Origin of the sequence: Streptomyces sp. NPDC006207 (genome assembly GCF_040613835.1) — a bacterium.
In the GTDB taxonomy this organism is placed as follows: Bacteria; Actinomycetota; Actinomycetes; order Streptomycetales; family Streptomycetaceae; genus Actinacidiphila.
On the sequence record NZ_JBEXSX010000014.1, the window covers coordinates 108,981 to 130,454 of the forward strand.

At 68.9% G+C, this 21,474-nt stretch carries 17 protein-coding genes; 7 read left to right on the forward strand and 10 right to left on the reverse strand.

Going from position 1 to position 21,474, the window contains the following annotated elements:
- The first annotated feature begins 6 nt into the window (after positions 1–6).
- Positions 7–1,098, forward strand: a complete 1,092-nt coding sequence (locus ABZ312_RS14225) for an ABC transporter ATP-binding protein (RefSeq protein WP_500328010.1) — start codon at positions 7–9, stop codon at positions 1,096–1,098.
- A 35-nt stretch (positions 1,099–1,133) separates the two neighbouring features.
- A complete protein-coding gene (locus ABZ312_RS14230) occupies positions 1,134–2,204 on the forward strand; it encodes an ABC transporter ATP-binding protein (protein ID WP_500328048.1) in 1,071 nt (356 codons plus the stop codon).
- 86 nt (positions 2,205–2,290) lie between these two features.
- On the opposite strand, the gene ABZ312_RS14235 is transcribed toward ABZ312_RS14230, so the two are convergent.
- Genes ABZ312_RS14235 through ABZ312_RS14255 form a run of 5 tightly spaced genes read right to left on the reverse strand, consistent with a single transcriptional unit; the run spans position 2,291 to position 7,894 of the window.
- Positions 2,291–3,340: an ABC transporter ATP-binding protein gene (locus ABZ312_RS14235; protein ID WP_500328011.1), complete on the reverse strand. Its 1,050-nt coding sequence runs from the start codon at positions 3,338–3,340 to the stop codon at positions 2,291–2,293.
- Positions 3,324–4,349, reverse strand: coding sequence for an ABC transporter ATP-binding protein (locus ABZ312_RS14240; protein WP_500356691.1), 1,026 nt, complete (start codon positions 4,347–4,349; stop codon positions 3,324–3,326). The genes ABZ312_RS14235 and ABZ312_RS14240 overlap by 17 nt, the downstream gene beginning before the upstream one ends.
- On the reverse strand, positions 4,349–5,350 hold the full coding sequence (locus ABZ312_RS14245; RefSeq protein ID WP_500437727.1) for an ABC transporter permease: 1,002 nt from the start codon (positions 5,348–5,350) through the stop codon (positions 4,349–4,351). Before ABZ312_RS14245 ends, ABZ312_RS14240 begins: the two co-directional genes overlap by 1 nt.
- The gene (locus tag ABZ312_RS14250; protein WP_500437729.1) at positions 5,343–6,266 is read right to left on the reverse strand and encodes an ABC transporter permease; all 924 of its coding nucleotides are present in this window, start codon (positions 6,264–6,266) and stop codon (positions 5,343–5,345) included. The genes ABZ312_RS14245 and ABZ312_RS14250 overlap by 8 nt, the downstream gene beginning before the upstream one ends.
- A 5-nt stretch (positions 6,267–6,271) precedes the next feature.
- Positions 6,272–7,894, reverse strand: coding sequence for a peptide ABC transporter substrate-binding protein (locus ABZ312_RS14255; RefSeq protein ID WP_500328016.1), 1,623 nt, complete (start codon positions 7,892–7,894; stop codon positions 6,272–6,274).
- Between the two features lie 409 nt (positions 7,895–8,303).
- Here ABZ312_RS14255 and ABZ312_RS14260 point away from each other — a divergent pair, with 409 nt between their 5' ends.
- The 5 genes from ABZ312_RS14260 to ABZ312_RS14280 all read left to right on the forward strand — a co-directional run bounded on the left by ABZ312_RS14260 (position 8,304) and on the right by ABZ312_RS14280 (position 15,247).
- Positions 8,304–9,284 (forward strand): ABC transporter permease, encoded by a 981-nt coding sequence (locus tag ABZ312_RS14260; RefSeq protein WP_500335013.1) that lies wholly within the window; start codon positions 8,304–8,306, stop codon positions 9,282–9,284.
- Positions 9,285–9,338: 54 nt separating this feature from the next.
- Positions 9,339–10,325 (forward strand): ABC transporter permease, encoded by a 987-nt coding sequence (locus ABZ312_RS14265; protein ID WP_500437731.1) that lies wholly within the window; start codon positions 9,339–9,341, stop codon positions 10,323–10,325.
- Entirely contained in the window at positions 10,322–12,394 is a 2,073-nt protein-coding gene (locus tag ABZ312_RS14270) for an ABC transporter ATP-binding protein (RefSeq protein ID WP_500328018.1), read from the forward strand. Before ABZ312_RS14265 ends, ABZ312_RS14270 begins: the two co-directional genes overlap by 4 nt.
- Positions 12,395–12,425: 31 nt before the next feature.
- Positions 12,426–14,123: an ABC transporter family substrate-binding protein gene (locus ABZ312_RS14275; RefSeq protein ID WP_500328019.1), complete on the forward strand. Its 1,698-nt coding sequence runs from the start codon at positions 12,426–12,428 to the stop codon at positions 14,121–14,123.
- A 155-nt stretch (positions 14,124–14,278) separates the two neighbouring features.
- Entirely contained in the window at positions 14,279–15,247 is a 969-nt protein-coding gene (locus ABZ312_RS14280) for a phosphotransferase enzyme family protein (RefSeq protein WP_500328020.1), read from the forward strand.
- Positions 15,248–15,310: 63 nt separating this feature from the next.
- Here ABZ312_RS14280 and ABZ312_RS14285 read toward each other — a convergent pair whose 3' ends face one another.
- From ABZ312_RS14285 to ABZ312_RS14305, 5 genes are all read right to left on the reverse strand, one after another.
- The gene (locus tag ABZ312_RS14285) at positions 15,311–16,423 is read right to left on the reverse strand and encodes an ABC transporter ATP-binding protein (protein ID WP_499513755.1); all 1,113 of its coding nucleotides are present in this window, start codon (positions 16,421–16,423) and stop codon (positions 15,311–15,313) included.
- The gene (locus tag ABZ312_RS14290) at positions 16,416–17,471 is read right to left on the reverse strand and encodes an ABC transporter ATP-binding protein (protein WP_500356686.1); all 1,056 of its coding nucleotides are present in this window, start codon (positions 17,469–17,471) and stop codon (positions 16,416–16,418) included. Before ABZ312_RS14290 ends, ABZ312_RS14285 begins: the two co-directional genes overlap by 8 nt.
- A gap of 11 nt (positions 17,472–17,482) precedes the next feature.
- Complete coding sequence (locus tag ABZ312_RS14295) at positions 17,483–18,445, reverse strand: ABC transporter permease (protein WP_500328023.1); 963 nt, start codon at positions 18,443–18,445, stop codon at positions 17,483–17,485.
- Positions 18,438–19,370: an ABC transporter permease gene (locus tag ABZ312_RS14300; RefSeq protein WP_500328025.1), complete on the reverse strand. Its 933-nt coding sequence runs from the start codon at positions 19,368–19,370 to the stop codon at positions 18,438–18,440. Before ABZ312_RS14300 ends, ABZ312_RS14295 begins: the two co-directional genes overlap by 8 nt.
- Before the next feature lie 154 nt (positions 19,371–19,524).
- Positions 19,525–21,159: a peptide ABC transporter substrate-binding protein gene (locus ABZ312_RS14305; RefSeq protein WP_500356684.1), complete on the reverse strand. Its 1,635-nt coding sequence runs from the start codon at positions 21,157–21,159 to the stop codon at positions 19,525–19,527.
- Between the last annotated feature and the right edge of the window lie 315 nt (positions 21,160–21,474).

Sequence of the window (21,474 nt, forward strand, 5' to 3'; positions counted from 1 at the left end):
GCACCGTTGAACATCCTCACCAAGACCGAGGCGGGGCCGCCCGGGCCCGGGGACCCCGCGCCGTCCGGGCCGTTCCTGTCGGTCCGTGACCTGTACGTGCAGTTCGCCACCGAGGACGGCGTGGTCAAGGCCGTCGACGGGCTCTCCTTCGACCTGGAGCGCGGCAGGACCCTGGGCATCGTCGGCGAGTCCGGCTCCGGCAAGTCGGTCACCAACCTGGCGGTCCTCGGTCTGCACAACCCCCGCAACACCACCATCCGCGGCGAGATCGTGCTGGACGGGCAGGAGCTGACAGGCGCCCCCGAACGGACCCTGGAACGGCTGCGCGGCCGGAAGATGGCGATGATCTTCCAGGACTCGCTGACCGCGCTCTCCCCGTACTACACGGTCGGCCGGCAGATCGCCGAGCCGTACATGAAGCACATGGGCGCTTCCAAGAAGGCCGCCCGGGAGCGGGCGGTCGAGATGCTCGCCCGGGTGGGGATCCCGCAGCCGCGGCTGCGGGTGGACGACTTCCCGCACCAGTTCTCCGGGGGCATGCGGCAGCGCGCGATGATCGCGATGGCGCTGGTCTGCGACCCGGCGCTGGTCATCGCGGACGAGCCGACGACGGCCCTGGACGTCACCGTGCAGGCGCAGATCCTGGACCTGCTGAAGGACCTGCAGCGGGAGACGGGCACGGCGATCGTCATCATCACCCACGACCTGGGCGTGGTGGCCAACACGGCGGACGACGTGATGGTGATGTACGCGGGGCGCTGCGTGGAGCGCGGCACCGTGCGCGAGATCCTGAAGACGCCCGAGCACCCCTACTCCTGGGGCCTGCTGGCCTCCATCCCTCGGCTGTCGGCGCCGGTGGACCTGCCCCTGTCCCCGATCCCCGGCACACCGCCCAGCCTGCTCAACCCGCCCTCAGGGTGTCCCTTCCACCCGCGGTGCACCTTCACCGAGGAGGTCGCCGGCGGGCGCTGCGTCACCGAGCGGCCCGGCATCCCCGAGGGCGAGCGGCGCGGCTCCGCCTGCCACCTGGGCCAGGACCGGAAGCGGGAGATCTTCGCCGGGCAGATCCGGCCGCGGCTGGGCGGAGGTGCGCGGTGAGCGCCCCGCAGCAGGACGACACGCCGAGGGAGACCATGAGCCCGCTGCTCGAAGTGACCGGCCTGCGCAAGTACTTTCCCGTGCGGAGCGGCTTCCTGGTCAAGCGCCACGTGGCGGACGTGCGGGCCGTGGACGGGATCGACCTCGCCGTCGCCGAGGGCGAGAGCCTGGGCCTGGTCGGCGAGTCGGGCTGCGGCAAGTCCACCACCGGGCGGCTGGTGACGCGGCTGCTGGAGCCCACCGCGGGACGCATCGCCTACCGGGGCCGGGACATCACGCACGCCTCGCGAAAGGAGCTGGCCCCGATCCGCTCCGAGATCCAAATGATCTTCCAGGACCCGTACGCCTCGCTCAACCCGCGGCAGACCGTCGGGCACATCGTGTCGGCGCCCCTGGAGATCAACGGGATCAACCCGCCGGGCGGCCGCGAGAAGCGGGTGCGCGAGCTGCTGGAGACCGTGGGCCTCAACCCCGAGCACTACAACCGCTTCCCGCACGAGTTCTCCGGGGGCCAGCGGCAGCGCATCGGGGTGGCCCGGGCACTGGCGCTGGGGCCCAAGCTCATCGTGGCGGACGAACCGGTGTCGGCGCTGGACGTGTCGATCCAGGCCCAGGTGGTCAACCTGCTGCAGCGCCTGCAGCGGGAACTGGGGATCGCCTTCCTCTTCATCGCCCACGACCTCGCGGTGGTGCGGCACTTCTCGCACCGCGTGGCCGTGATGTACCTCGGGCGGATCGTGGAGGTCGGCGACCGCCGGGACATCTACGAACGGCCCCGCCACCCGTACACCCACGCCCTGCTGTCCGCCTCGCCCGAGCCGGACCCGGACGAGCGGGAGGCGAACGAGCGGATCCGGCTCGCCGGCGACGTCCCCTCGCCCGTCTCCCCGCCGTCCGGCTGCCGCTTCCGCACACGCTGCTGGAAGGCGCAGGACAAGTGCGCGACCGAGGAACCGCCCCTGGTACGCCTGGAGGGGAACCGGGAGGGGCACCTGAGCGCGTGCCACTTCCCCGAGGAACCGACGACCGCGGCACGCGGCGAGGACGTCGTCCTCGACCCCGCGCTCGCCGCGGCCGAGGAGACGCCCGCCGACAGGACCCTTTGACCCGGGCCGACAGACGTCTCCGTTCGGAGCCCCGACCCGCGCCCACACCCCTGCACCACCGGGCGCGGGTCGTGCCTTTCCGTGGCTCACCCGCCGGGCGGCTCGGGCGGCACCACCGTCTTCTCCTCGGCGAAGTGGCACGCGCTGTCGTGCGCCGCCGGGGAGTCCACACCGCGGAACACCGCGGGCACCGCCAGTTCCGGCACCTCCAGCGTGCAGCGTTCCTGCGCCTTCCAGCACCGGGTGCGGAAGCGGCAGCCGGACGGCGGGTTGGCCGGCGACGGGACGTCACCGCTGAGGATGATGCGCTCACGGTGCTCGCGCGCCCCGGGGTCGGGCACCGGCACCGCCGACAGCAGCGCCTGGGTGTACGGGTGGGTGGGGTGCTCGTAGATCTGGGTGCCGTCGCCGGTCTCCATGATCCGCCCGAGGTACATCACCGCCACCCGGTCCGAGATGTGCCGGACGATGGACAGGTCGTGCGCGATGAAGACGTAGGAGAGGTCGAACTCGTCCTGCAGCCTCTCCATCAGGTTGACGACCTGCGCCTGCACCGAGACGTCCAGCGCCGAGACCGGCTCGTCGGCGACGATCACCTCGGGCCGCAGCGCCAGCCCGCGGGCGATGCCGATGCGCTGCCGCTGGCCGCCGGAGAACTGGTGCGGATAGCGGTTGATGTACTCCGGGTTCAGGCCGACGACGTCCAGCAGCTCCTGCACCCGGCGGCGCCGGTCACCCTTCGGGGCCACCTCGGGGTGGATCTCGTACGGCTCGCCGATGATGTCGCCGACCGTCATCCGCGGGTTGAGCGAGGTGTACGGGTCCTGGAAGACCATCTGGATGTTCCGGCGCACGGCCTTCAGGGCCCTGCCCGACAGCTTGGTGATGTCCTGCCCCTTGTAGAGGATCTGCCCTCGGGTGGCCCGTTCCAGGTGGACCAGCAGCCGGGCCACGGTGGACTTGCCGCACCCGGACTCGCCGACGACGCCGAGGGTCTCGCCCCGGTACAGGTCGAAGTCGACGCCGTCGACCGCCTTCACCGCGCCGATCTGCCGTTTGAGGAGGATCCCCTGGGTGAGCGGGAAGTGCTTGTACAGCCCGCGCACCTGGAGCACGGGCTCACCGCTGGTGCTCACCGAGGCACTCCCTCCAGAAGTGGCAGGCGCTGCCCCGCCGCGCGCTGATCCGGTACAGCTCCGGCTCGTCGGTGGCGCACACCTCCTGGGCCAGGGGGCAGCGCGGGTGGAAGGAGCAGCCGGTGGGGATGCGCAGCAGGTTCGGGGGCAGGCCCTTGATCGCGTAGAGCTCCCGGCCCTTCTGATCCAGGCGCGGGATCGAGTCCAGCAGGCCCTTGGTGTACGGGTGTGCGGGCCGCTTGTAGATCTCGTGGACCGGCGCGGTCTCCACGATCCGGCCCGCGTACATCACCGCGATGTGGTCGGCGACGTCGGCGACCACGCCGAGGTCGTGGGTGATCAGGATCAGGCCCATGCCGTACTCGCGCTGCAGCTCGGCCAGGAGCTCCATGACCTGCGCCTGCACGGTGACGTCCAGCGCGGTGGTGGGCTCGTCCGCGATGATCAGCTCGGGCTCCAGGGCCAGCGCCATCGCGATCATGATGCGCTGGCGCATGCCGCCGGAGAACTGGTGCGGGTACTGCCCGACGCGTTCGCGCGCCGCGGGGATCCGCACCCGGTCCATCAGCTCCACCGCCCTGGCCCGGGCGTCCTTGCGGGACATCCCCCGGTGGACGCGGAACATCTCGCCGAGCTGCTCGCCGACGGTCAGCACGGGGTTGAGGGCGGACAGCGCGTCCTGGAAGATCATCGCCATCCTGGCGCCGCGCACCTTGCGGCGCTCCTCGGCGCCCATGGTGAGCAGGTCCTCGCCGCGGAAGAGGATCTCGCCGCGGGTGACGAACCCGGGCGGCGAGTCGAGGATGCCCATGACGGCCTGCGCGGTCACGGACTTGCCGGAGCCGGACTCGCCCAGCACGGCGAGCGTCTGACGGGGACGCACCGCGTAGGAGACCCCGTTGACGGCCCGCGCGACGCCGTCCCGGGTGCGGAACTCCACGTGCAGGTCGCGGACGTCGAGCAGGGGCGGCTCGTCCCGGGCTGCGGCGGCCATCGTTCCTCCGTCCATCAGCGCAGCTTGGGGTCGAGGGCGTCACGCACCGCGTCACCGAGCATGATGAAGGCCAGCACCGTCACGCTCAGCGCCCCGGCCGGCCACAGCAGCATGTGCGGTGCGTTGCGGATCTGGGTGGAGGCCTGGGAGATGTCGATGCCCCAGGAGACAGTGGGCGGTTTCAGCCCGACGCCGAGGTAGGACAGGGTGGCCTCCAGGGAGATGTACGTGCCGAGCGCGATGGTCGCCACGACGATGACGGGCGCGACGGCGTTGGGCGCGATGTGCCGCAGCAGCAGACGGGTGGTGCCGGCGCCGAGGGCGCGGGCGGCCTGGACGTAGTCGTTCTGCTTGGCGGTGATCACCGAGCCGCGGGCGATGCGGCCGATCTGCGGCCAGCCGAGCAGCACGATGAAGCCCACCACCGGCCAGACGGTGGTGCTGGTGACGACGGACAGGAAGACCAGGCCGCCGAGGACGATCGGGATGCCGAAGAAGATGTCGCTCACCCGGGACAGCACCGCGTCGGCCCAGCCGCCGTGGTAACCGGCGAGGCCGCCGAGCAGCGCGCCGAGCAGGGCCGCTCCGACGGTGGCGCAGACGCCCACGGTGACCGAGGCGCGCGCCCCGTGGACGACCCGGGTGTAGACGTCGCACCCCTGGGTGTCGAAGCCGAAGGGGTGGCCGGGCGCGGAGCCCTTCTGGGAGTTGTCCAGGTTGCAGCTGAGCGGGTTGCCGGGGGCGATGAGCTGTGGCCAGACGGAGATGACGACGAGGAAGAGGATCACCAGCGCGGCGATCACGAAGACCGGGTTGCGCCGCAGGTCCCGCCAGGCGTCCGACCACAGGCTGCGCGGCCGGTCCGCCCCGGGGAGGGCGGCCGGGGCGGGCGGCGTCGTTCCGGGGCCGGGCGCCCGCTCCAGGGTGCGTGCCTCGTCCTGCCCCAGGCCCATGGCGGCTCCCGTCCCGCCGGCCGGCTCCATGGCCTCGTCGGGGTGGTTGCGCGGCTCAGGCATAGCGGATCCTCGGGTCGAGGACGGCGTAGAGCAGGTCCACCAGCAGGTTCGCGAGGAGGAAGACGATGACCAGGATGGTCACGAAGCCCACCACGGTGGCCGAGTCGAGCCGCAGGATGCCCTGGTAGAGCTGGTAGCCCACGCCGTGGATGTTGAAGATGCGCTCGGTGACGATGGCCCCGCCCATCAGTGCCCCGATGTCGGTGCCGATGAAGGTGACCACCGGGATGAGGGAGTTGCGCAGCAGGTGACGGATGATCACCCGGCGGCGCGGCAGCCCCTTGGCGACGGCGGTCCTGACGTAGTCGGCGTGGACGTTCTCCACGACGGAGGTGCGGGTGAGCCGGGTGACGTAGGCGAGCGAGGTCAGGGCCAGCACGAGCGCCGGCACGATCAGTTCGTCGAACCGGGCCTCGGAGGAGACCGAGGGCGCGATGAGGTTCCACTTGACGCCGAGCAGGTACTGCAGCACGTAGCCGGTGACGAAGGTCGGCACGGAGATGACGACGAGGGTGCCGAGCAGCGTCGCGGTGTCGGCGGGACGGCCGCGGCGCAGCCCGGTGAGGACGCCGAGGGTGATGCCGATGACGATCTCGAAGAGGACGGCGAGGACCGTCAGCCGCAGCGTGACCGGGAGGGCGGTGGCCAGCAGCTCGGTGACCGGCTGGCCGTTCCACGCGACCCCGAAGTCGCCGCGGAAGATCTGCCCCATGTAGTGCAGGTACTGCTGCCACAGCGGGTGGTCCAGGTACAGGTCGTGGCGGATCTGCGCGGCCGTGGCGGGGTCGCAGGCGCGGTCCCCGCACCGGGCCTGGACCGGGTCGCCGAGCGCGTACACCATGACGAAGATCAGCACGGTGGTGCCGACGAAGACCGGGATCATCTGCACCAGACGGCGGATGACGTACCGTCCCATGGGCGTCAGCTGACCTTGATCTGGTTGTAGACGGGGACGCTGAAGGGGTTGAGGGCGACGGCGGAGAGCCGCCCGGACCAGCCCGCGCTGCCGTTCTGGTACCACAGGGCGATCGCCGGGACCTGCTGCGGCAGGATCCGCTCGGCCTGCTGGAAGGTGTCGACGGCCTTGGCGGTGTCGCTCTCGGCGTTCGCCCGGTCGACGAGCTCGTCGAACCGCGGGTCGCTGAAGTGCGCGTCGTTGGACGAGGCGTCGGTGTAGTACAGCGGCTGCAGGAAGTTCTGGATCAGCGGGTAGTCCATCTGCCACCCGGCCCGGAACGGGTTCTTCATCCGCTTGTTGACGATCTGGTTGCGGAAGTCGGCGAAGGTGCCGACGGGGTCCCCGACACAGGCGTCGTCCTTGCCCAGCGCGTTGTTGATGCTGTTGCAGACCGCGTCGACCCAGTCCTTGTGGGAACCGCTGTCGGCGTTGTACGTGATCCTCATGGTGCCTCCGGGGAGGCCGCCGCCCTCCTTGACCAGCTGCCTGGCCCGGGCGGGGTCGTAGTCGCACGTGCGGCCGCAGAGGGTGTCGTCGAAGCCGCCGTCCGCGCCGAGCACGGGTGAGGTCCAGTCCCGCGCCGGGATGCGGGTGTTCTGGAAGATCTGCCGGGTGATCTGCTTGCGGTTGATCGCCATGGAGATTCCCTGGCGGAGCTTCTCGGAGTTCTCGCCCGACCAGGCCTTGTCGTAGAGCGGGAAGGCGAGGGTCTGGATGATGCCGGCCGGGGTGTTGAGGTAGCGGCCCTCCAGGTCGCCCTTCACGTTCTTCAGCTGGGAGGCGGGGACGTCGTCGACCAGGTCGAGGTTGCCGGCCTGCAGGTCGGTGTAGGCAGTGGTGTTGTCCGTGTAGACCTTGAGGTCCACGCCACCGTTGACGGCCGCGTCACCGCCCTTGTACCCCGCCCACGTCCGCAGGCGCATGCCCTGGCCCTTGGTGTAGGACTCCACGCGGTACGGGCCGTTGCCGACGGGCTTGCGCAGCCAGGCGGCGTGGTCGGTGAAGAACGCCCGGGGCAGCGGCATGAAGGCGGCGTAGCCGAGGGTGTCGGGCCAGGTGGAGAACTTCTGGTTGAGCTTGACGGTGAAGTTCAGGTCGTCCTGCCTGGTCAGGCCGGAGAGCTTCCCGGCAGCCGGCCTGCCGGACCGAGGGTGGACCTTGTCGTAGCCCTCGACGTACCGGAAGAAGGACGCGTTGATCTGCTTGTTCGTCACCAGCGCCCCGTAGTTCCAGGCGTCGATGAACGAACCGGAGGTGACCTTCTCGCCGTTGCTGAAGGTCCAGCCGTCCTTGAGCCTGATCCTGAACGTCCGCTGGTCGGTGGTGGTGATCGCGTCGGCGATGACGTTCTCGGCGGCCGCCGTCCTCGGGTTGTACTTCTTCAGGCCGCGGAAGATCATGTCCAGCACCTTGCCGCCCTGCACCTCATTGGTGTTGGCGGGCTCCAGCGGATTCTGCGGATCGGTCCACGAGGCGCTGAACACCCCGGAGGCGCCGGTCGAGCCGCCTCCTGCGCCCCCGCAGCCGGTGGCCACCAGGGCGGCCACGGCCGTGCCGGCGGCCCACCTCGCCGCGCTCCGTCGCATCGGATGCCTCCTCGGGGAGCTCTCTACGCCATGAAGGACACGAGACTCACCATGACATCGCAAACCCATACATATTGCACAGCGGCTCACCGGCCCGGGGGTTCCCGAGGGGGGACAGAGGGTTTTCCCTATGCGCCGGCCCGTCAATGAGGGTTATCCCGATAGTCGGGTTAAATTTCGACCAAAAAAATAAAGGATCCATCACGACGAACCGGCGCTCGTTGACGCGGCCATAATTCGGTTGCGAAAGTCCCATCAACCCTTCAAGCCCGAGTGGAATGCGCACGACCTGCGCAGACGGCCCGGGTGCAAATGTTTCGGCCGTGCTACACAACTATGTCAGACGCGGCCGGCAAAGAAAGTTCAACCTTGTTATTTGTTCGAAACGAACCGACTGAGAGTGTGAGCCGTGGGCCGTTACCTGCTGCGCCGACTGATCAACCACGTGGCGCTGGTTCTCATCGCGGCTTCCCTCACGTACTTCCTGGCGGCGATCAGCCTCAACCCGCGGGCCAACTTCGCAGGCCGCAACCCCCCGGTGGCCGCGTCCTCTGTGACGGCCACCCTGAACGACTACAACCTCAACCCCGACACCCCGGTCGTGGTCCGCTTCGCCCACTGGGCGAACGGCGTGGCCCACGGGGACCTCGGACGGACCGTCACGGGCGGTGAGGTCAACGACGAGTTCGGCCGGCGCGTCGGGGTGAGCACGCGCCTGCTGCTGATCGCCACCATCCTGGGTTCCATCGGCGGTGTCCTGGTGGGCGCCTGGGGGGCCATCAGGCAGTACCGGACATCGGACCGGGTCGCGACGCTGGGCTCCTTCTTCATCCTGGCCATGCCGGTTCCGGTGATCGCGGTGACGCTCAAACTCTGGTCGATCAACCTCAACGACGCCGTGGGGTTCAAACTCATCGAGTACACCAACGAGTACGATCCCGGCCTGACCGGGACCGGTGAGATCCTCCTCAGCCGGTTGCAACACCTGCTGGTACCCAGCCTGACCTTGATCCTCATTCAGGTCGCCCTGTACAGCCGCTACCAGCGCAGCACCATGCTGGACGTCCTCGGCAGCGACTTCCTCCGCACCGCCCGGGCCAAGGGCCTGTCGCGGCGGGCGGCACTGATGAAACACGGCCTGCGCACCGCGGTCCTCCCGGTGGTCCCGCTGCTGGTCTACAACGTCGTCCTGCTCTTCACCGGCGCGACCTTCACCGAGAAGATCTACGGCTGGCACGGCATGGGCGAGTGGCTGGTCGACTCCATTCGCACGAACGACGTCAACGCGGTCGCCGCCGTCGGCATGTTCACGGCGTCCGTGGTCCTGATCGCCGGCCTGCTGTCCGATGTGCTCTACGCGGCGCTCGATCCCCGCGTACGGGTGCGCTGAGACCCACCGCACCCCTCCGCCGCCCCGATCCCGCGTTCCCAGGAGCCTCCACCCATGGCCGTCCAGACCCCCTCCGTACAGCCTCCGGCGCAAGTGCCCGCCGCCGCGCCGGGCGACCAGCCCGCCAAGCGCCGCGCGAGCAGCCGGCTCCGGCTCACCGCAGTCCGCTTCGCGCGCAACCGCATGGCCCTGTTCGGCCTGGTCATGCTGGTCCTGCTCTTCCTGATGGCGTATGTCGCGCCGCTGTTCTACAAGTGGGACTACACCGAACTCGACTTCACCGCATTCCAGAAGCCGCCCTCGCCGGACCACTGGTTCGGCACCGACCAGACGGGCACCGACATCTTCGCGCTCACCGCGCGCGGTATGCAGAAGTCGCTGGTCATCGGCATCCTGACCGGCCTCATCTGCACCTTCATGGCCGCCGCGGTCGGCGCGGCCGCCGGCTACTTCGGCAGCTGGAGCGACCGCTCCCTGATGTGGGTGGTCGACCTGCTGCTCGTCATGCCCAGCTTCCTGATCATCGCGGTGCTCTCGCCCCTGTTCCAGGGCACCACCTGGCTGGTGTTCGTGGTGCTGCTGGCGGCGTTCAGCTGGATGATCAGCGGCCGGGTGGTCCGCAGCATGACGCTCACCCTGAAGGACCGTGAATTCGTCAAGGCTGCCAAGTACATGGGCGTGTCCTCGCCGGTCATCATCTTCCGGCACATCCTGCCGTCGATGGCCTCGTTGCTGATCATCGACGGGACGATCCAGGTGGGCGCCGCGATCATCGGGGAAAGCAGCCTGTCGTACTTCGGCTTCGGGGTGCAGGCCCCCGACGTCTCGCTGGGCACGCTCATCGCCACCGGCACCCCCGCCGCCCCGTCCTTCCCGTGGCTGTTCTACTTCCCGGCCGGCTGCCTGGTGCTGATCTGCCTGTCCATCGCCTTCATCGGCGACGGCCTGCGCGACGCCCTCGACCCCAACTCCAGCGGCGCCAAGGCCCGCGCACCCCGCACCACCAAGAAGAGCACGTCCAAGGAAGGACGCACGTCGTGAGCGAGACGCCCCCCGCCCTTGAGGTCACCGACCTCCACGTCTCCTTCCCGAGCGAGGCCGGGCCGGTCAGGGCCGTGCGCGGCGTGTCCTTCTCCGTGCGTCCCGGCGAGGTCCTCGGCATCGTCGGCGAGTCCGGCTCCGGCAAGTCGGTCTCCTCCCTCGCGGTCCTCGGACTGCTCCCGGAGACCGCCGACATCAAGGGCTCGGTCAAGCTGCACGGCCGCGAGCTTCTGGAGCTGGACGACCGGGACATGACCGAGATCCGCGGCAAGGACATCGCGATGGTCTTCCAGGACCCGCTGTCCGCGCTGACCCCGGTCTACTCCGTCGGCAACCAGATCGTCGAGGCGCTGCGGATCCACCAGGACCTGGACAAGGACACCGCCCGCAAGCGCGCGATCGAGCTGCTGGACCTGGTGGGCATCCCGGACCCGGCGCGGCGCGCCGACGCCTTCCCCCACGAGTTCTCCGGCGGCATGCGCCAGCGCGCGATGATCGCCATGGCGATCGCCAACGACCCCGAGGTGATCATCGCCGACGAGCCGACGACCGCCCTGGACGTGACCATCCAGGCGCAGATCCTCGACGTCCTGAAGAAGGCCCAGGAGGTCACCGGCGCCGCCATCGTCATGATCACCCACGACCTGGGCGTGGTGGCCGGCTTCGCCGACCGGGTCCAGGTGATGTACGCGGGCCGCCCGGTGGAGACCGGGACCGTGGACGACGTCTACTACACCCCGCGCATGCCGTACACCATCGGTCTGCTCGGCTCGATCCCGCGGCTCGACGACGGCGGGCGCCACGCGCTGACCCCGATCGACGGCAACCCGCCCTCGCTGGTGGACCTGCCGACCGGCTGCCCCTTCGCGGCCCGCTGCCCCATCGCCATCGACGTGTGCCGGCGCATCGAGCCCGAGCTGACGGTGCGCGAGGGGGGCAACCACCCCACGGCCTGCCACCGCAGCCACGAGCTGGTGGCGGGCGGCTCCCTCGACCCCGCGACCATCTACCCGGTACCGCCCGTGCCGCAGGCCCCTGCCGACTCCGTGCCCCGCGCGGACCGCGCCCCGGTGCTGGAGGTCGACGGGCTGGTCAAGCACTTCCCGCTGCTCCACGGTGCGGTCATCAAGCGCAAGGTCGGCGAGGTCCGCGCGGTCGACGGCATCAGCTTCGACGTCCGCGAGGGCGAAACGCTCGGCCTGGTGGGCGAGTCGGGCTGCGGCAAGACCACGACACTGCTGGAGATCCTCGACCTGCCCTCCGGGCAGTCCGGCACGGTCACCGTCTTCGGCAAGGACATCCGGGGCCTGAAGGGCGCCGACCGCAAGGCGCTCCGTCGCGACCTTCAGGTGGTCTTCCAGGACCCGATGGCCGCGCTCGACCCGCGGATGCCGGTCGGCGACATCCTCGCCGAGCCCCTTAGGACCCACGGCTGGTCCCGGGACCGCATCGCCGCCCGGGTGCCGGAACTGCTGAACCAGGTCGGCCTCGACCCGGACCACGTGGACCGTTTCCCGGCGGAGTTCTCCGGCGGGCAGCGGCAGCGCATCAGCATCGCGCGGGCGCTGGCGCTGGAGCCCAAGCTGGTCGTCCTGGACGAGCCGGTCTCGGCCCTGGACGTGTCCATCCAGGCCGGTGTGCTCAACCTGCTGGACGAGCTCAAGGCGCGCATGAACCTGAGCTACCTCTTCGTGGCGCACGACCTGTCCGTCGTGCGGCACATCGCCGACCGGATCGCGGTGATGTACCTCGGCAGGATCGTCGAACTCGGGTCCGCCGAGGCCGTCTTCGAAGCACCCTCCCACCCGTACACCCAGGCGCTGCTCTCCGCGGTGCCGCTGCCCGATCCCCGCAAGGAGCGCGATCGCAGGCGCATCCTGCTCACCGGTGACCTTCCCAGCCCCGCGGACGTGCCGACCGGCTGCCGATTCCGCAACCGCTGCCCGAAGTTCGCCTCCCTCGACGAGTCCGACCGCGGCCGGTGCCGCGAGGAGGACCCGGCACCGACCGGACTGGCGGGCGACCACACCGCGGCCTGCCACTTCGCCGCCGCCGTCACCGTCGTGTGATTTCCCACCCCGTAAGAGGAGAGAGAGTCCGTTGAACAGAACACGTATGTCCGTCGCCGTGGTGGCGCTGGCCACGGCGAGCGCGCTGACCCTGACCGCGTGCGGCGGCGGGGACGGGAAGAGCGACGCCGCGTCCAAGAAGAACTCGGTGCCCAAGTCGAGCGCCAACAACATCAAGGCCACCGACCGCGACCAGCTCAAGCAGGGTGGCACCCTGAACTGGCCGCTGGGCGAGATCGCCGAGAACTTCAACTACAACCAGATCGACGGCACCCTGGCCGACGGCTACGACGTCGAGCGCGCCGTGATGCCGATCATCATGATGTCGGACGCCGCCGGCACGGTCACCCCGAACCCGGACTACCTGACCTCCGCCGAGGTCGCCGACACCGCCGGCAAGCAGGTCGTCACGTACAAGATCAACCCCAAGGCCAAGTGGTCCGACGGCACCCCGCTGTCCTGGAAGGACTTCGAGGCCAGCTGGAAGGCGCTGAACGGCAAGGACGCCAAGTACAAGATCTCCTCCAGCACCGGCTACGAGCTGATCAGCAGCGTCGCGAAGGGCGCCAACGACCAGGAGGCCGTGGTCACCTTCTCCAGCCCCTACGGTGACTGGAAGGGCCTGTTCAGCCCGCTCTACCCGGCCAAGGTCGTCGGCACCGCCGACGGCTTCAACACCGGCTACCTGGGCAAGTTCCCGGTCACCGCGGGCGCCTTCAAGTTCCAGGGCATCGACAAGACCACCAAGACCCTGACCGTCGTGCGCGACGACAGCTGGTGGGGCAACAAGGCCATCCTGGACAAGATCATCTACCGCGCGCTGGACTCGGACGCCACCGCCGGCGCCTTCGCCAACGGCGAGGTCGACTTCTTCAACGTCGGCCCCGACTCGGCCGCCTACAAGCAGGCCAAGGAGGTCAAGGGCGCCGACATCCGCAAGGCGGCCGGTCCCAACTACCGCCACGTCACCTTCAACGGTGCCCGCGGCGCGCTGAAGGACGTCAAGGTCCGCCAGGCCATCATGTCCGCCCTGAACCGGCAGGCCATCGCCGAGTCCGACCTGCAGGGTCTGGACTGGGACGCCAAGCCGCTGAACAACCACTTCTTCGTCACCAACCAGAAGGGCTACAAGGACAACTCCACCGGCATCGGCACCTTCGACCAGGCCAAGGCCAAGAGCCTGCTGGACGAGGCCGGCTGGAAGCAGAGCGGCGAGTTCCGCACCAAGGGCGGCAAGACCCTTGAGCTGGACTTCGTCATCCCGGCGAACGTCAGCACCTCCGCCAACGAGGGCAAGCTGATGCAGCCGATGCTCAAGGCGGTCGGCATCAAGCTGAACATCAAGTCGGTGCCGCTGCAGGAGTTCTTCGACAAGTACGTCAACACCGGCAGCTTCGACCTGACGGCCTTCTCCTGGCTCGGGACGTCCTTCCCGGTGTCGTCGACCAAGTCGATCTACGCCAAGCCCGTGGGTGACAACATCCAGCAGAACTACACCGGCGTCGGCAGCGACGAGCTGGACGCGGCCATGAACAAGGCCGCCGCCGACACCGACCCGGCCCAGGCGATCGACGACGCCAACGCCGCGGACCTGCTGATCTGGCAGCAGGCCAACCTGCTGCCGCTGTACCAGCGTCCCGACATCTACGCGGTGAAGAAGGACCTGGCCAACATCGGCGCCTACGGCTTCCAGGACCTGCGCTACGAGAACATCGGCTACCTGAAGTAAGCCGCGCCGGCTCCCGGCACCGCGTCCGCCCCGTCACCGCACCTCGGTGGCGGGGCGGACCGCTCTATATGCGTGGCCGAAGTGGGCGCCGCCATGGGACCGTTGACCGCCCCGCACGCCGCGGCCGGGTCTCCCGGCAGGACAGGATCCCCGCCATGCCCCTCGCGCGCTCCCGGCCCTTCGCCGACGTCTTCGCCCATTTCGGGGTGGCCGAGGGCGACCGTCCCGCCCGCTCGGTCCACCCGCACTCGCCGGTCTTCCGCTGCCGTGTGGCCGGTACGGAAGCGGCGCTGAAGAAGGCCGCATCGCCGCAGACCGCGGCGGCGGCCGTCGCCGGCTGGACGCGCGCGCTGGCGGCGCGGGGCGTCCCGGTGGTCACCCCGCTCGACGGGGCGGCCGCGAACCCGGCCAGGATCGGCGAGGGGGACTGGGTGGCCTACCCCTGGGTGGAAGGCCGGCCCTACCGCGGTACGGGGGCAGACATCGAGGCGGCGGGCGACCTGCTGGGACGGCTGCACGCCCACAGCGCCGACGGCCCCGCCGCGGTCCCCGCCTTCATCTGGCCGGACCACGAAGCGGCGGACCTCGAAGCCGAGCTCGACGCGCTGCGCCCCGCCCTGGCCCGCCACGCCCCGGCGGTCCGCGAGGCCGCGACGGCCCGGCTGGAGCTGTGGTCGCGGACCTTGATGACGCATCTGCTGCCCGCCCTGCGCGACGCGGGCCTGCCCCGTGTCGTCGCGTCGATGGACTTCAAGGCGAACAACCTGGTCTACGCCGAGGGCGGCCCGGTCCTGATCGACCCGGAGAACGCCGAGTACGCGCCCCGGCTGCTCGACCTCGCGCTGGCGCTGCTCCTCTTCCACACCGAGTCCCCGGGCGCCCCGCCGCGGCCGTTCACGCCCGGCGAATGGGCCGTCTTCCACGACGCCTACCGCCGCCACTGCACGCTGACCGCGGCCGAGGTGGCCCTGTGGCCGGTGGCCGTGCGCTACATGCAGGTCGAGTGGGGCATCTGGACGCTCCTGGACGCCACGGAGAACGACGACTGGGCCGACCCGCACCAGGGGGCCTTCCTCACCGCTCTCGCGCTCGCCGGGCCGGACGGCCGCCCCGTACGGCCGTGAACGCCCGAGGGGCACCCGCACGGCAATCGTGCGGGCGCCCCTCGTGGGTGGTGCGGGCGGTGCTCAGTTCACCGCGTGGACGACGTCCTTCTCCTCGGCGAAGTGGCACGCCGACTCGTGCGCGGCCGGGGTGTCCTCGCCCTTGAAGCGCTGCGGGATGGCCAGCAGCGGCTCCTCGGTGGCACACCGGTCCTGTGCCTTCCAGCACCGGGTGCGGAAGCGGCAGCCGGACGGCGGGTTGGCCGGCGACGGGACGTCACCGCTGAGGATGATGCGCTCGCGGTGCTCGCGCGCCTCCGGGTCCGGCACCGGCACGGCCGAGAGCAGGGCCTGGGTGTACGGGTGGGTCGGGTGGTCGTAGATCTCGGTGTCGGTACCGATCTCGGCCATCTTGCCCAGGTACATCACGCCGACACGGTCGGAGATGTGGCGGACGATCGACAGGTCGTGCGCGATGAAGATGTAGGAGAGGTTGAACTCGTCCTGCAGCTTCTCCATCAGGTTGATGACCTGCGCCTGCACGGAGACGTCCAGCGCCGAGACCGGCTCGTCGCAGATGATGATCTCCGGGTTGAGCGCCAGGCCGCGGGCGATGCCGATGCGCTGCCGCTGGCCGCCGGAGAACTGGTGCGGGTACCGGTTGATGTACTCCGGGTTCAGGCCGACGACGTCCAGCAGCTCCTGCACCTTGCGGCGCCGGTCGCCCTTCGGTGCCACCTCGGGGTGGATGTCGAAGGTCTCGCCGATGATGTCGCCGACCGTCATGCGCGGGTTCAGCGAGGTGTACGGGTCCTGGAACACCATCTGGATGTTCCGGCGCACGGCCTTCAGGGCGCGGCGGGACAGCTTGGTGATGTCCTGCCCCTTGTAGAAGACCTCGCCGGCGGTGGCCCGCTCCAGGTTCATCAGCAGCTTGGCGACGGTGGACTTGCCGCAGCCGGACTCGCCCACGATGCCCAGGGTCTCGCCCTGGTACAGGTCGAAGGAGATGCCGTCGACGGCCTTGACGGCGCCGATCTGCTTCTTGAAGAGGATGCCCTGGGTCAGCGGGAAGTGCTTGACCAGGTTGCGCACCTGGAGGATCGGCTCGCCCCGCTTGACCGGCTGCGCGATCGCGGCCTCGACCGCCGCCACCTCGTCGGAGACGGCCTCGTCGTTCTTGGTGACGTCAGCCATGGATCGTCTCCTTCCAGAAGTGGCACGCGCTGCCGCGGCCCGGCAGCTCGCTGCCGTCCTGCTCGGTCACCCGGTGCAGCGTGGGGACCTCGGTGCGGCAGATGTCCTGCGCCATCTCGCAGCGCGGGTTGAAGGCGCAGCCGGTGGGGATGCGCAGCAGGTTCGGGGGCAGGCCCTTGATCGCGTAGAGCTCCTGGCCCTTCTGGTCCAGGCGCGGGATCGACTCCAGCAGGCCCTTGGTATACGGGTGCGCCGGGCGCTTGTAGATCTCGTGGACCGGCGCGGTCTCGACGATCCGGCCCGCGTACATCACGGCGATCTTGTCCGCGACGTCGGCGACCACGCCGAGGTCGTGGGTGATGAGGATCAGGCCCATGTTGTACTCGCGCTGCAGGTCCGCGAGCAGGTCCATGACCTGCGCCTGCACCGTCACGTCGAGCGCCGTGGTGGGCTCGTCGGCGATGATCAGCTCGGGCTCCAGGGCGAGCGCCATCGCGATCATGATGCGCTGGCGCATACCGCCGGAGAACTGGTGCGGGTAGTCGTTGACCCGCTCCTTCGCCGCCGGGATGCGGACCCGGTCCATCATCTCGATGGCCTTGGCCTTGGCTTCCTTCTTGGACAGGCCCTGATGGACCCGGAACATCTCGCCCAGCTGGTAGCCGACGGTCAGCACCGGGTTCAGCGAGGACAGCGCGTCCTGGAAGATCATCGCGATCTTGCGGCCGCGGATCTTCCGGCGCTCCTCGCCCGACATCTTGAGCATGTCCCGGCCCTGGAAGAGGATCTCGCCCTGCGGGATCCTCCCGGGCGGCATGTCGAGGATGCCCATGATCGCCTGCGCGGTGACGGACTTGCCGGAGCCGGACTCGCCCAGCACTGCCAGGGTCTCACCGGCCGACACCGTGTAGTTCACACCGTTGACGGCCTTGGCGACGCCGTCACGGGTGTGGAACTCCACGTGCAGGTCGCGCACTTCCAGCAGCGGAGCGGCGGCGTCCCCGGTACGGGGCGCGGGCACGTCCGCGTTCTTGTCGATGGTGGTCACGTACGCCTCCCTCAGCGCAGCTTGGGGTCGAGGGCGTTGCGGACCGCATCGCCGAGCATGATGAACGCCAGGACCGTGATGCTCAGCATGATCGACGGGTACAGCATGATGTGCTGCGCCGTACGGATCTGCTGGGCACCGCCGGAGATGTCCTGACCCCAGGAGACCACGGACGTGGGCAGACCGAGGCCGAGGTAGGACAGGGTCGCCTCGGCCGAGATGTAACCGCCGAGCGCGATGGTGGCGACGACGATCACCGGGGCGACGGCGTTCGGAAGGATGTGCTTGAACAGGATCCGGGTGGTGCTCGCGCCCAGCGCCTGGGCCGCGTGCACGTAGTCGGCCTGCTTGATCGTGATCACCGAGCCGCGCATGACGCGGGCGATCTGCGTCCAGCCGAGGAAGGCCAGGGCGCCGGAGACCACCCAGACGGTGCGGTCGGTGAAGGAGTTCAGGACGACCAGCGTGCCGAGCAGGAAGGGCACCGCGAAGAAGACGTCGGTGAGCCGGGACAGGATCGTGTCGACCCAGCCGCCGAAGTAGCCGGCGATCATGCCGATCAGGCCGCCCAGCACGGTGACCAGGAGGGTCACGCTGACGCCGACCGTGATCGAGGCGCGGGTCCCGTAGATCACACGGGCGTAGACGCTGCGGCCCTGCCCGTCGTAGCCGAGCCACTCCGCGGAGAAGACCTTGCCGTACTCGGGCTTGCCCAGGTAGTGGTTCCGCAGGTCGGCGTAGGTCGGCGAGGCACTGGTGAACAGGCCCGGGAAGACCGCGATCAGCAGGAGGAGCAGGATCAGGATGCCGGAGACCACGAAGTAGGGGTTGCGGCGCAGGTCCCGCCAGGCGTCGCCCCACAGGCTGCGCGCCTTCTCCGCCGCGGGCGCGGGCCCGGTGGCGGCAGCGGCGTCCGCGGCCGTGGCCCCCATCGGGTCCGCGTTCTCGACGGCGGTCTTGGTGACGTCAGGCATAACGGATCCTCGGGTCCAGGACCGCGTAGAGCAGGTCGACGAGCAGGCTGGTGAAGAGGAACACCAGCACGAGGACGGTGACGAGGCCGACCAGCGTGGTCCCCTCACGGCGCAGGATGGACTCGTAGATCGTGCCGCCGACACCGTGGATGTTGAACAGGCCCTCGGTGACGACCGCGCCGCCCATCAGGGCGCCGATGTCGGTGCCGAGGAAGGTGACGACGGGGATCATCGAGTTGCGCATCAGGTGCACACCGATCACGCGGCGCCGGGGCAGGCCCTTGGCGATGGCGGTCCGCATGTAGTCGGCGCGCAGGTTCTCGGCTATGGAGGTACGGGTGAGGCGCGCCACGTACGCCAGCGAGAGCGCGGCCAGCACGATGGCGGGCATCAGCAGCTGGTTGTAGTTGCTGTCGTCCTGGACGTTCGGTGTCATCCACCCGAGCTGGAAGGCGAAGACCAGCTTGAAGATGAAGCCGAGGACGAAGACCGGGACCGAGATCAGCAGCAGGGTGAAGATCAGCACCAGCGAGTCGGCGAGCTTGCCCGCCCGCATGCCGGCCCAGACACCGAGGGCGATGCCCACGACCAGTTCGATCGCGAAGGCGAGCGAGGCGAGCCGGATCGTCACCGGGAAGGCCTCGCCGAGCACGTCCCGCACCGGCCGACCGCTGGCGATCTGGTTGCCGAAGTCGAAGTGCAGGATGATGCCCGTCATGTAATCCCAGTACTGCTTCAGGATCGGCTGGTCGAGACCGAGGTCGTGACGGATCCGCGCCACGGTCGCCGGGTCCGCGCCCTTGTCGCCGAAGAGCGCCCGTACGGGGTCGCCGGGGAGGGCGTAGACCATGAGAAAGATAAGCAGAGTCGTCCCGATGAAAACCGGGATCATCTGGAGCAGTCGCCGCGCGACGTAACGCCCCATCGTGCCTCCATGTCAGTCGCTGTGGCAGCAGAGATGGGCCCTTCCCCCGTCCTCCTCTTCGGGAAGACGGGAGAAGGGCCCCCCAGCCGTTGCCTGCACCCCGCGCGTCCGACGTCTCCGTCAGCCCCGCGCCAGCGTGCTCACTACGCGATGGTTACTTCTTGACCTCGACGCCGGTGAGGATCGGGTCACCGTTCTGGGCGTACTGGACGTTGGTGACGTTCTCCGAGTAGCCGGCGTTGACCTTGTAGTACCAGAGCGGGATGGCGGGCATGAGCTCGACCATCTTCTTCTCGGCTTCCTGGTACTCCTTGACCGACTCGTCGAGCGTGGCCGCGGTGTCGGCCTTCTTGATCAGCGCGTCCAGCTCCTTGTTGGAGAAGCCGGACTGGTTGCCCGCCGAGGTGGTGCCGTAGAGGTCACGGATGAAGTTGGCGTTCACGGGGTAGTCGAGCACCCAGCCACTGCGGTAGATCGACTTGACCTCGTGGGCCTCACGGGCGTCCAGGTCGCTCTGGAAGTCGGCCTTGGAGTCGCCGGCGCACTTGATGCCCGTCGCGTTGGTGATGCTGTTGCAGACGGCCTCCACCCACTCCTTGTGGCCGCCGTCGGCGTTGTACTGGATGGAGATCTTGTTGCCGGGGACGCCGCCGCCGGCCTGGATGAGCTCCTTGGCCTTCGCGGGGTCGTACTTGAAGACGTCGCCGCCCACGTTGTCCTGGTAGCCCAGCACGCCCTTGGCGACGAAGCCGGTGGCGGGCTCACGGGTGCCCTGGAGCACGGTCTTGGTGATGGTGTCGCGGTCGATCGCCATCGACAGACCCTGGATGACCTTGGGGTCGACGTTCTTCCACTGCTTGGAGTAGAAGGCCGGGACGATGGACTGGATGGCGGAGTACGCCTGGTCCACGGCGCGGTCGCCGAGGTCGTCGCGGTAGACCGGGAGGTCCTTCGGGCCGATCTGACGCAGGACGTCGACGTTGCCGGACTTCAGGTCCTCGTACGCAGCCTCGAGGCCGGTGTAGTTCTTGAAGATCACACCGCCGTTCTTCGCCTTGTCCGGGCCCTTGTAGCCGTCGAAGCGCTTGACCTCGATCTGCTTCTTGTGGTCCCACTTGACGAACTGGTACGGGCCGTTGCCGACCGGGTTCTCGCCCGCGGCCTTCGGGTCCTTGTAGAAGGACTCCGGCAGCGGCGAGAACACCTCGTAACCGAGCTTGTACACGAAGTACGGGATCGGGGTGGTGAGCTCGATGGTGAAGGTCTTGTCGTCGACGACCTTCAGGCCGGACATGGCGTCGGCCTTCGGCTTCGCACCCTCCTTCTCGGGGTGGACGTCCGCGAAGCCCTTGATGTCGGCGAACCACGACGCGTTGGTCTGGGCGTTGTTGATGTTGGCGGCCCAGTTCCACGCCTTGACGTAGGACTCGGCGGTCACCGGGGTGCCGTCGTGGAAGGTCCAGCCGTCCTTCAGGGTGACCGTGAAGGTCTTGTTGTCCTTGGTGTCCACCGACTTGGCGTTCACCATGACGATGTTGCCCTTGGGGTCGTAGTCCACGAGCTGCGCGAACAGCGAGCGGACGACGATGCTGCCGTTGGACTCCATGGTGTTGGCAGGCTGCAGGGGGTTCTGCGGCTCGCCGACCTCGACGGAGAACTTGCCGTTGGGGTTGACGCCGCCAGCGTCGTTGCTGCTGCCCTTGTCACCACCGCCGCCACCGCAAGCGGTAGCAGCCATAGCGACGATGATCGCACCTGCGACCCAAGTGGCGCTCTTGGCACCGCGCATGGGTTTGCCTCCTCAGGAGTCACTGTTCTTACGTGAAAGGGCCGGCCTCACTGACACCCCTGACAGTGATACCGGTCACCTGTGCTCGTGAGTCGGCGCTCCCCATAAGCGCTTGGACCCATTGACCCGAGCTCAACGGCTCCAACTATCGGTCACGTTGGGCCTACGAACCACACACTTACGATCTCGTTTTGGTCACAACCGGTCCAAAACAATCCCGCAATTCGGACATTTAGATTGTAGACAGACACCGACGAAACGGACTTGTAACACAAGTACCGGTGAACGTCGTCCGGTATCCGGACGTCGCAGGAC

Excerpts from the sequence above, each read along its gene's own strand:
- ABZ312_RS14230 (WP_500328048.1), top strand. The coding sequence starts at position 1,134 with ATGAGCCCGCTGCTCGAAGTGACCGGCCTGCGCAAGTACTTTCCCGTG.
- ABZ312_RS14240 (WP_500356691.1), bottom strand. The coding sequence starts at position 4,349 with ATGGACGGAGGAACGATGGCCGCCGCAGCCCGGGACGAGCCGCCCCTG.
- ABZ312_RS14245 (WP_500437727.1), bottom strand. The coding sequence starts at position 5,350 with ATGCCTGAGCCGCGCAACCACCCCGACGAGGCCATGGAGCCGGCCGGC.
- ABZ312_RS14250 (WP_500437729.1), bottom strand. The coding sequence starts at position 6,266 with ATGGGACGGTACGTCATCCGCCGTCTGGTGCAGATGATCCCGGTCTTC.
- ABZ312_RS14255 (WP_500328016.1), bottom strand. The coding sequence starts at position 7,894 with ATGCGACGGAGCGCGGCGAGGTGGGCCGCCGGCACGGCCGTGGCCGCC.
- ABZ312_RS14265 (WP_500437731.1), top strand. The coding sequence starts at position 9,339 with ATGGCCGTCCAGACCCCCTCCGTACAGCCTCCGGCGCAAGTGCCCGCC.
- ABZ312_RS14280 (WP_500328020.1), top strand. The coding sequence starts at position 14,279 with ATGCCCCTCGCGCGCTCCCGGCCCTTCGCCGACGTCTTCGCCCATTTC.
- ABZ312_RS14285 (WP_499513755.1), bottom strand. The coding sequence starts at position 16,423 with ATGGCTGACGTCACCAAGAACGACGAGGCCGTCTCCGACGAGGTGGCG.
- ABZ312_RS14295 (WP_500328023.1), bottom strand. The coding sequence starts at position 18,445 with ATGCCTGACGTCACCAAGACCGCCGTCGAGAACGCGGACCCGATGGGG.
- ABZ312_RS14300 (WP_500328025.1), bottom strand. The coding sequence starts at position 19,370 with ATGGGGCGTTACGTCGCGCGGCGACTGCTCCAGATGATCCCGGTTTTC.
- ABZ312_RS14305 (WP_500356684.1), bottom strand. The coding sequence starts at position 21,159 with ATGCGCGGTGCCAAGAGCGCCACTTGGGTCGCAGGTGCGATCATCGTC.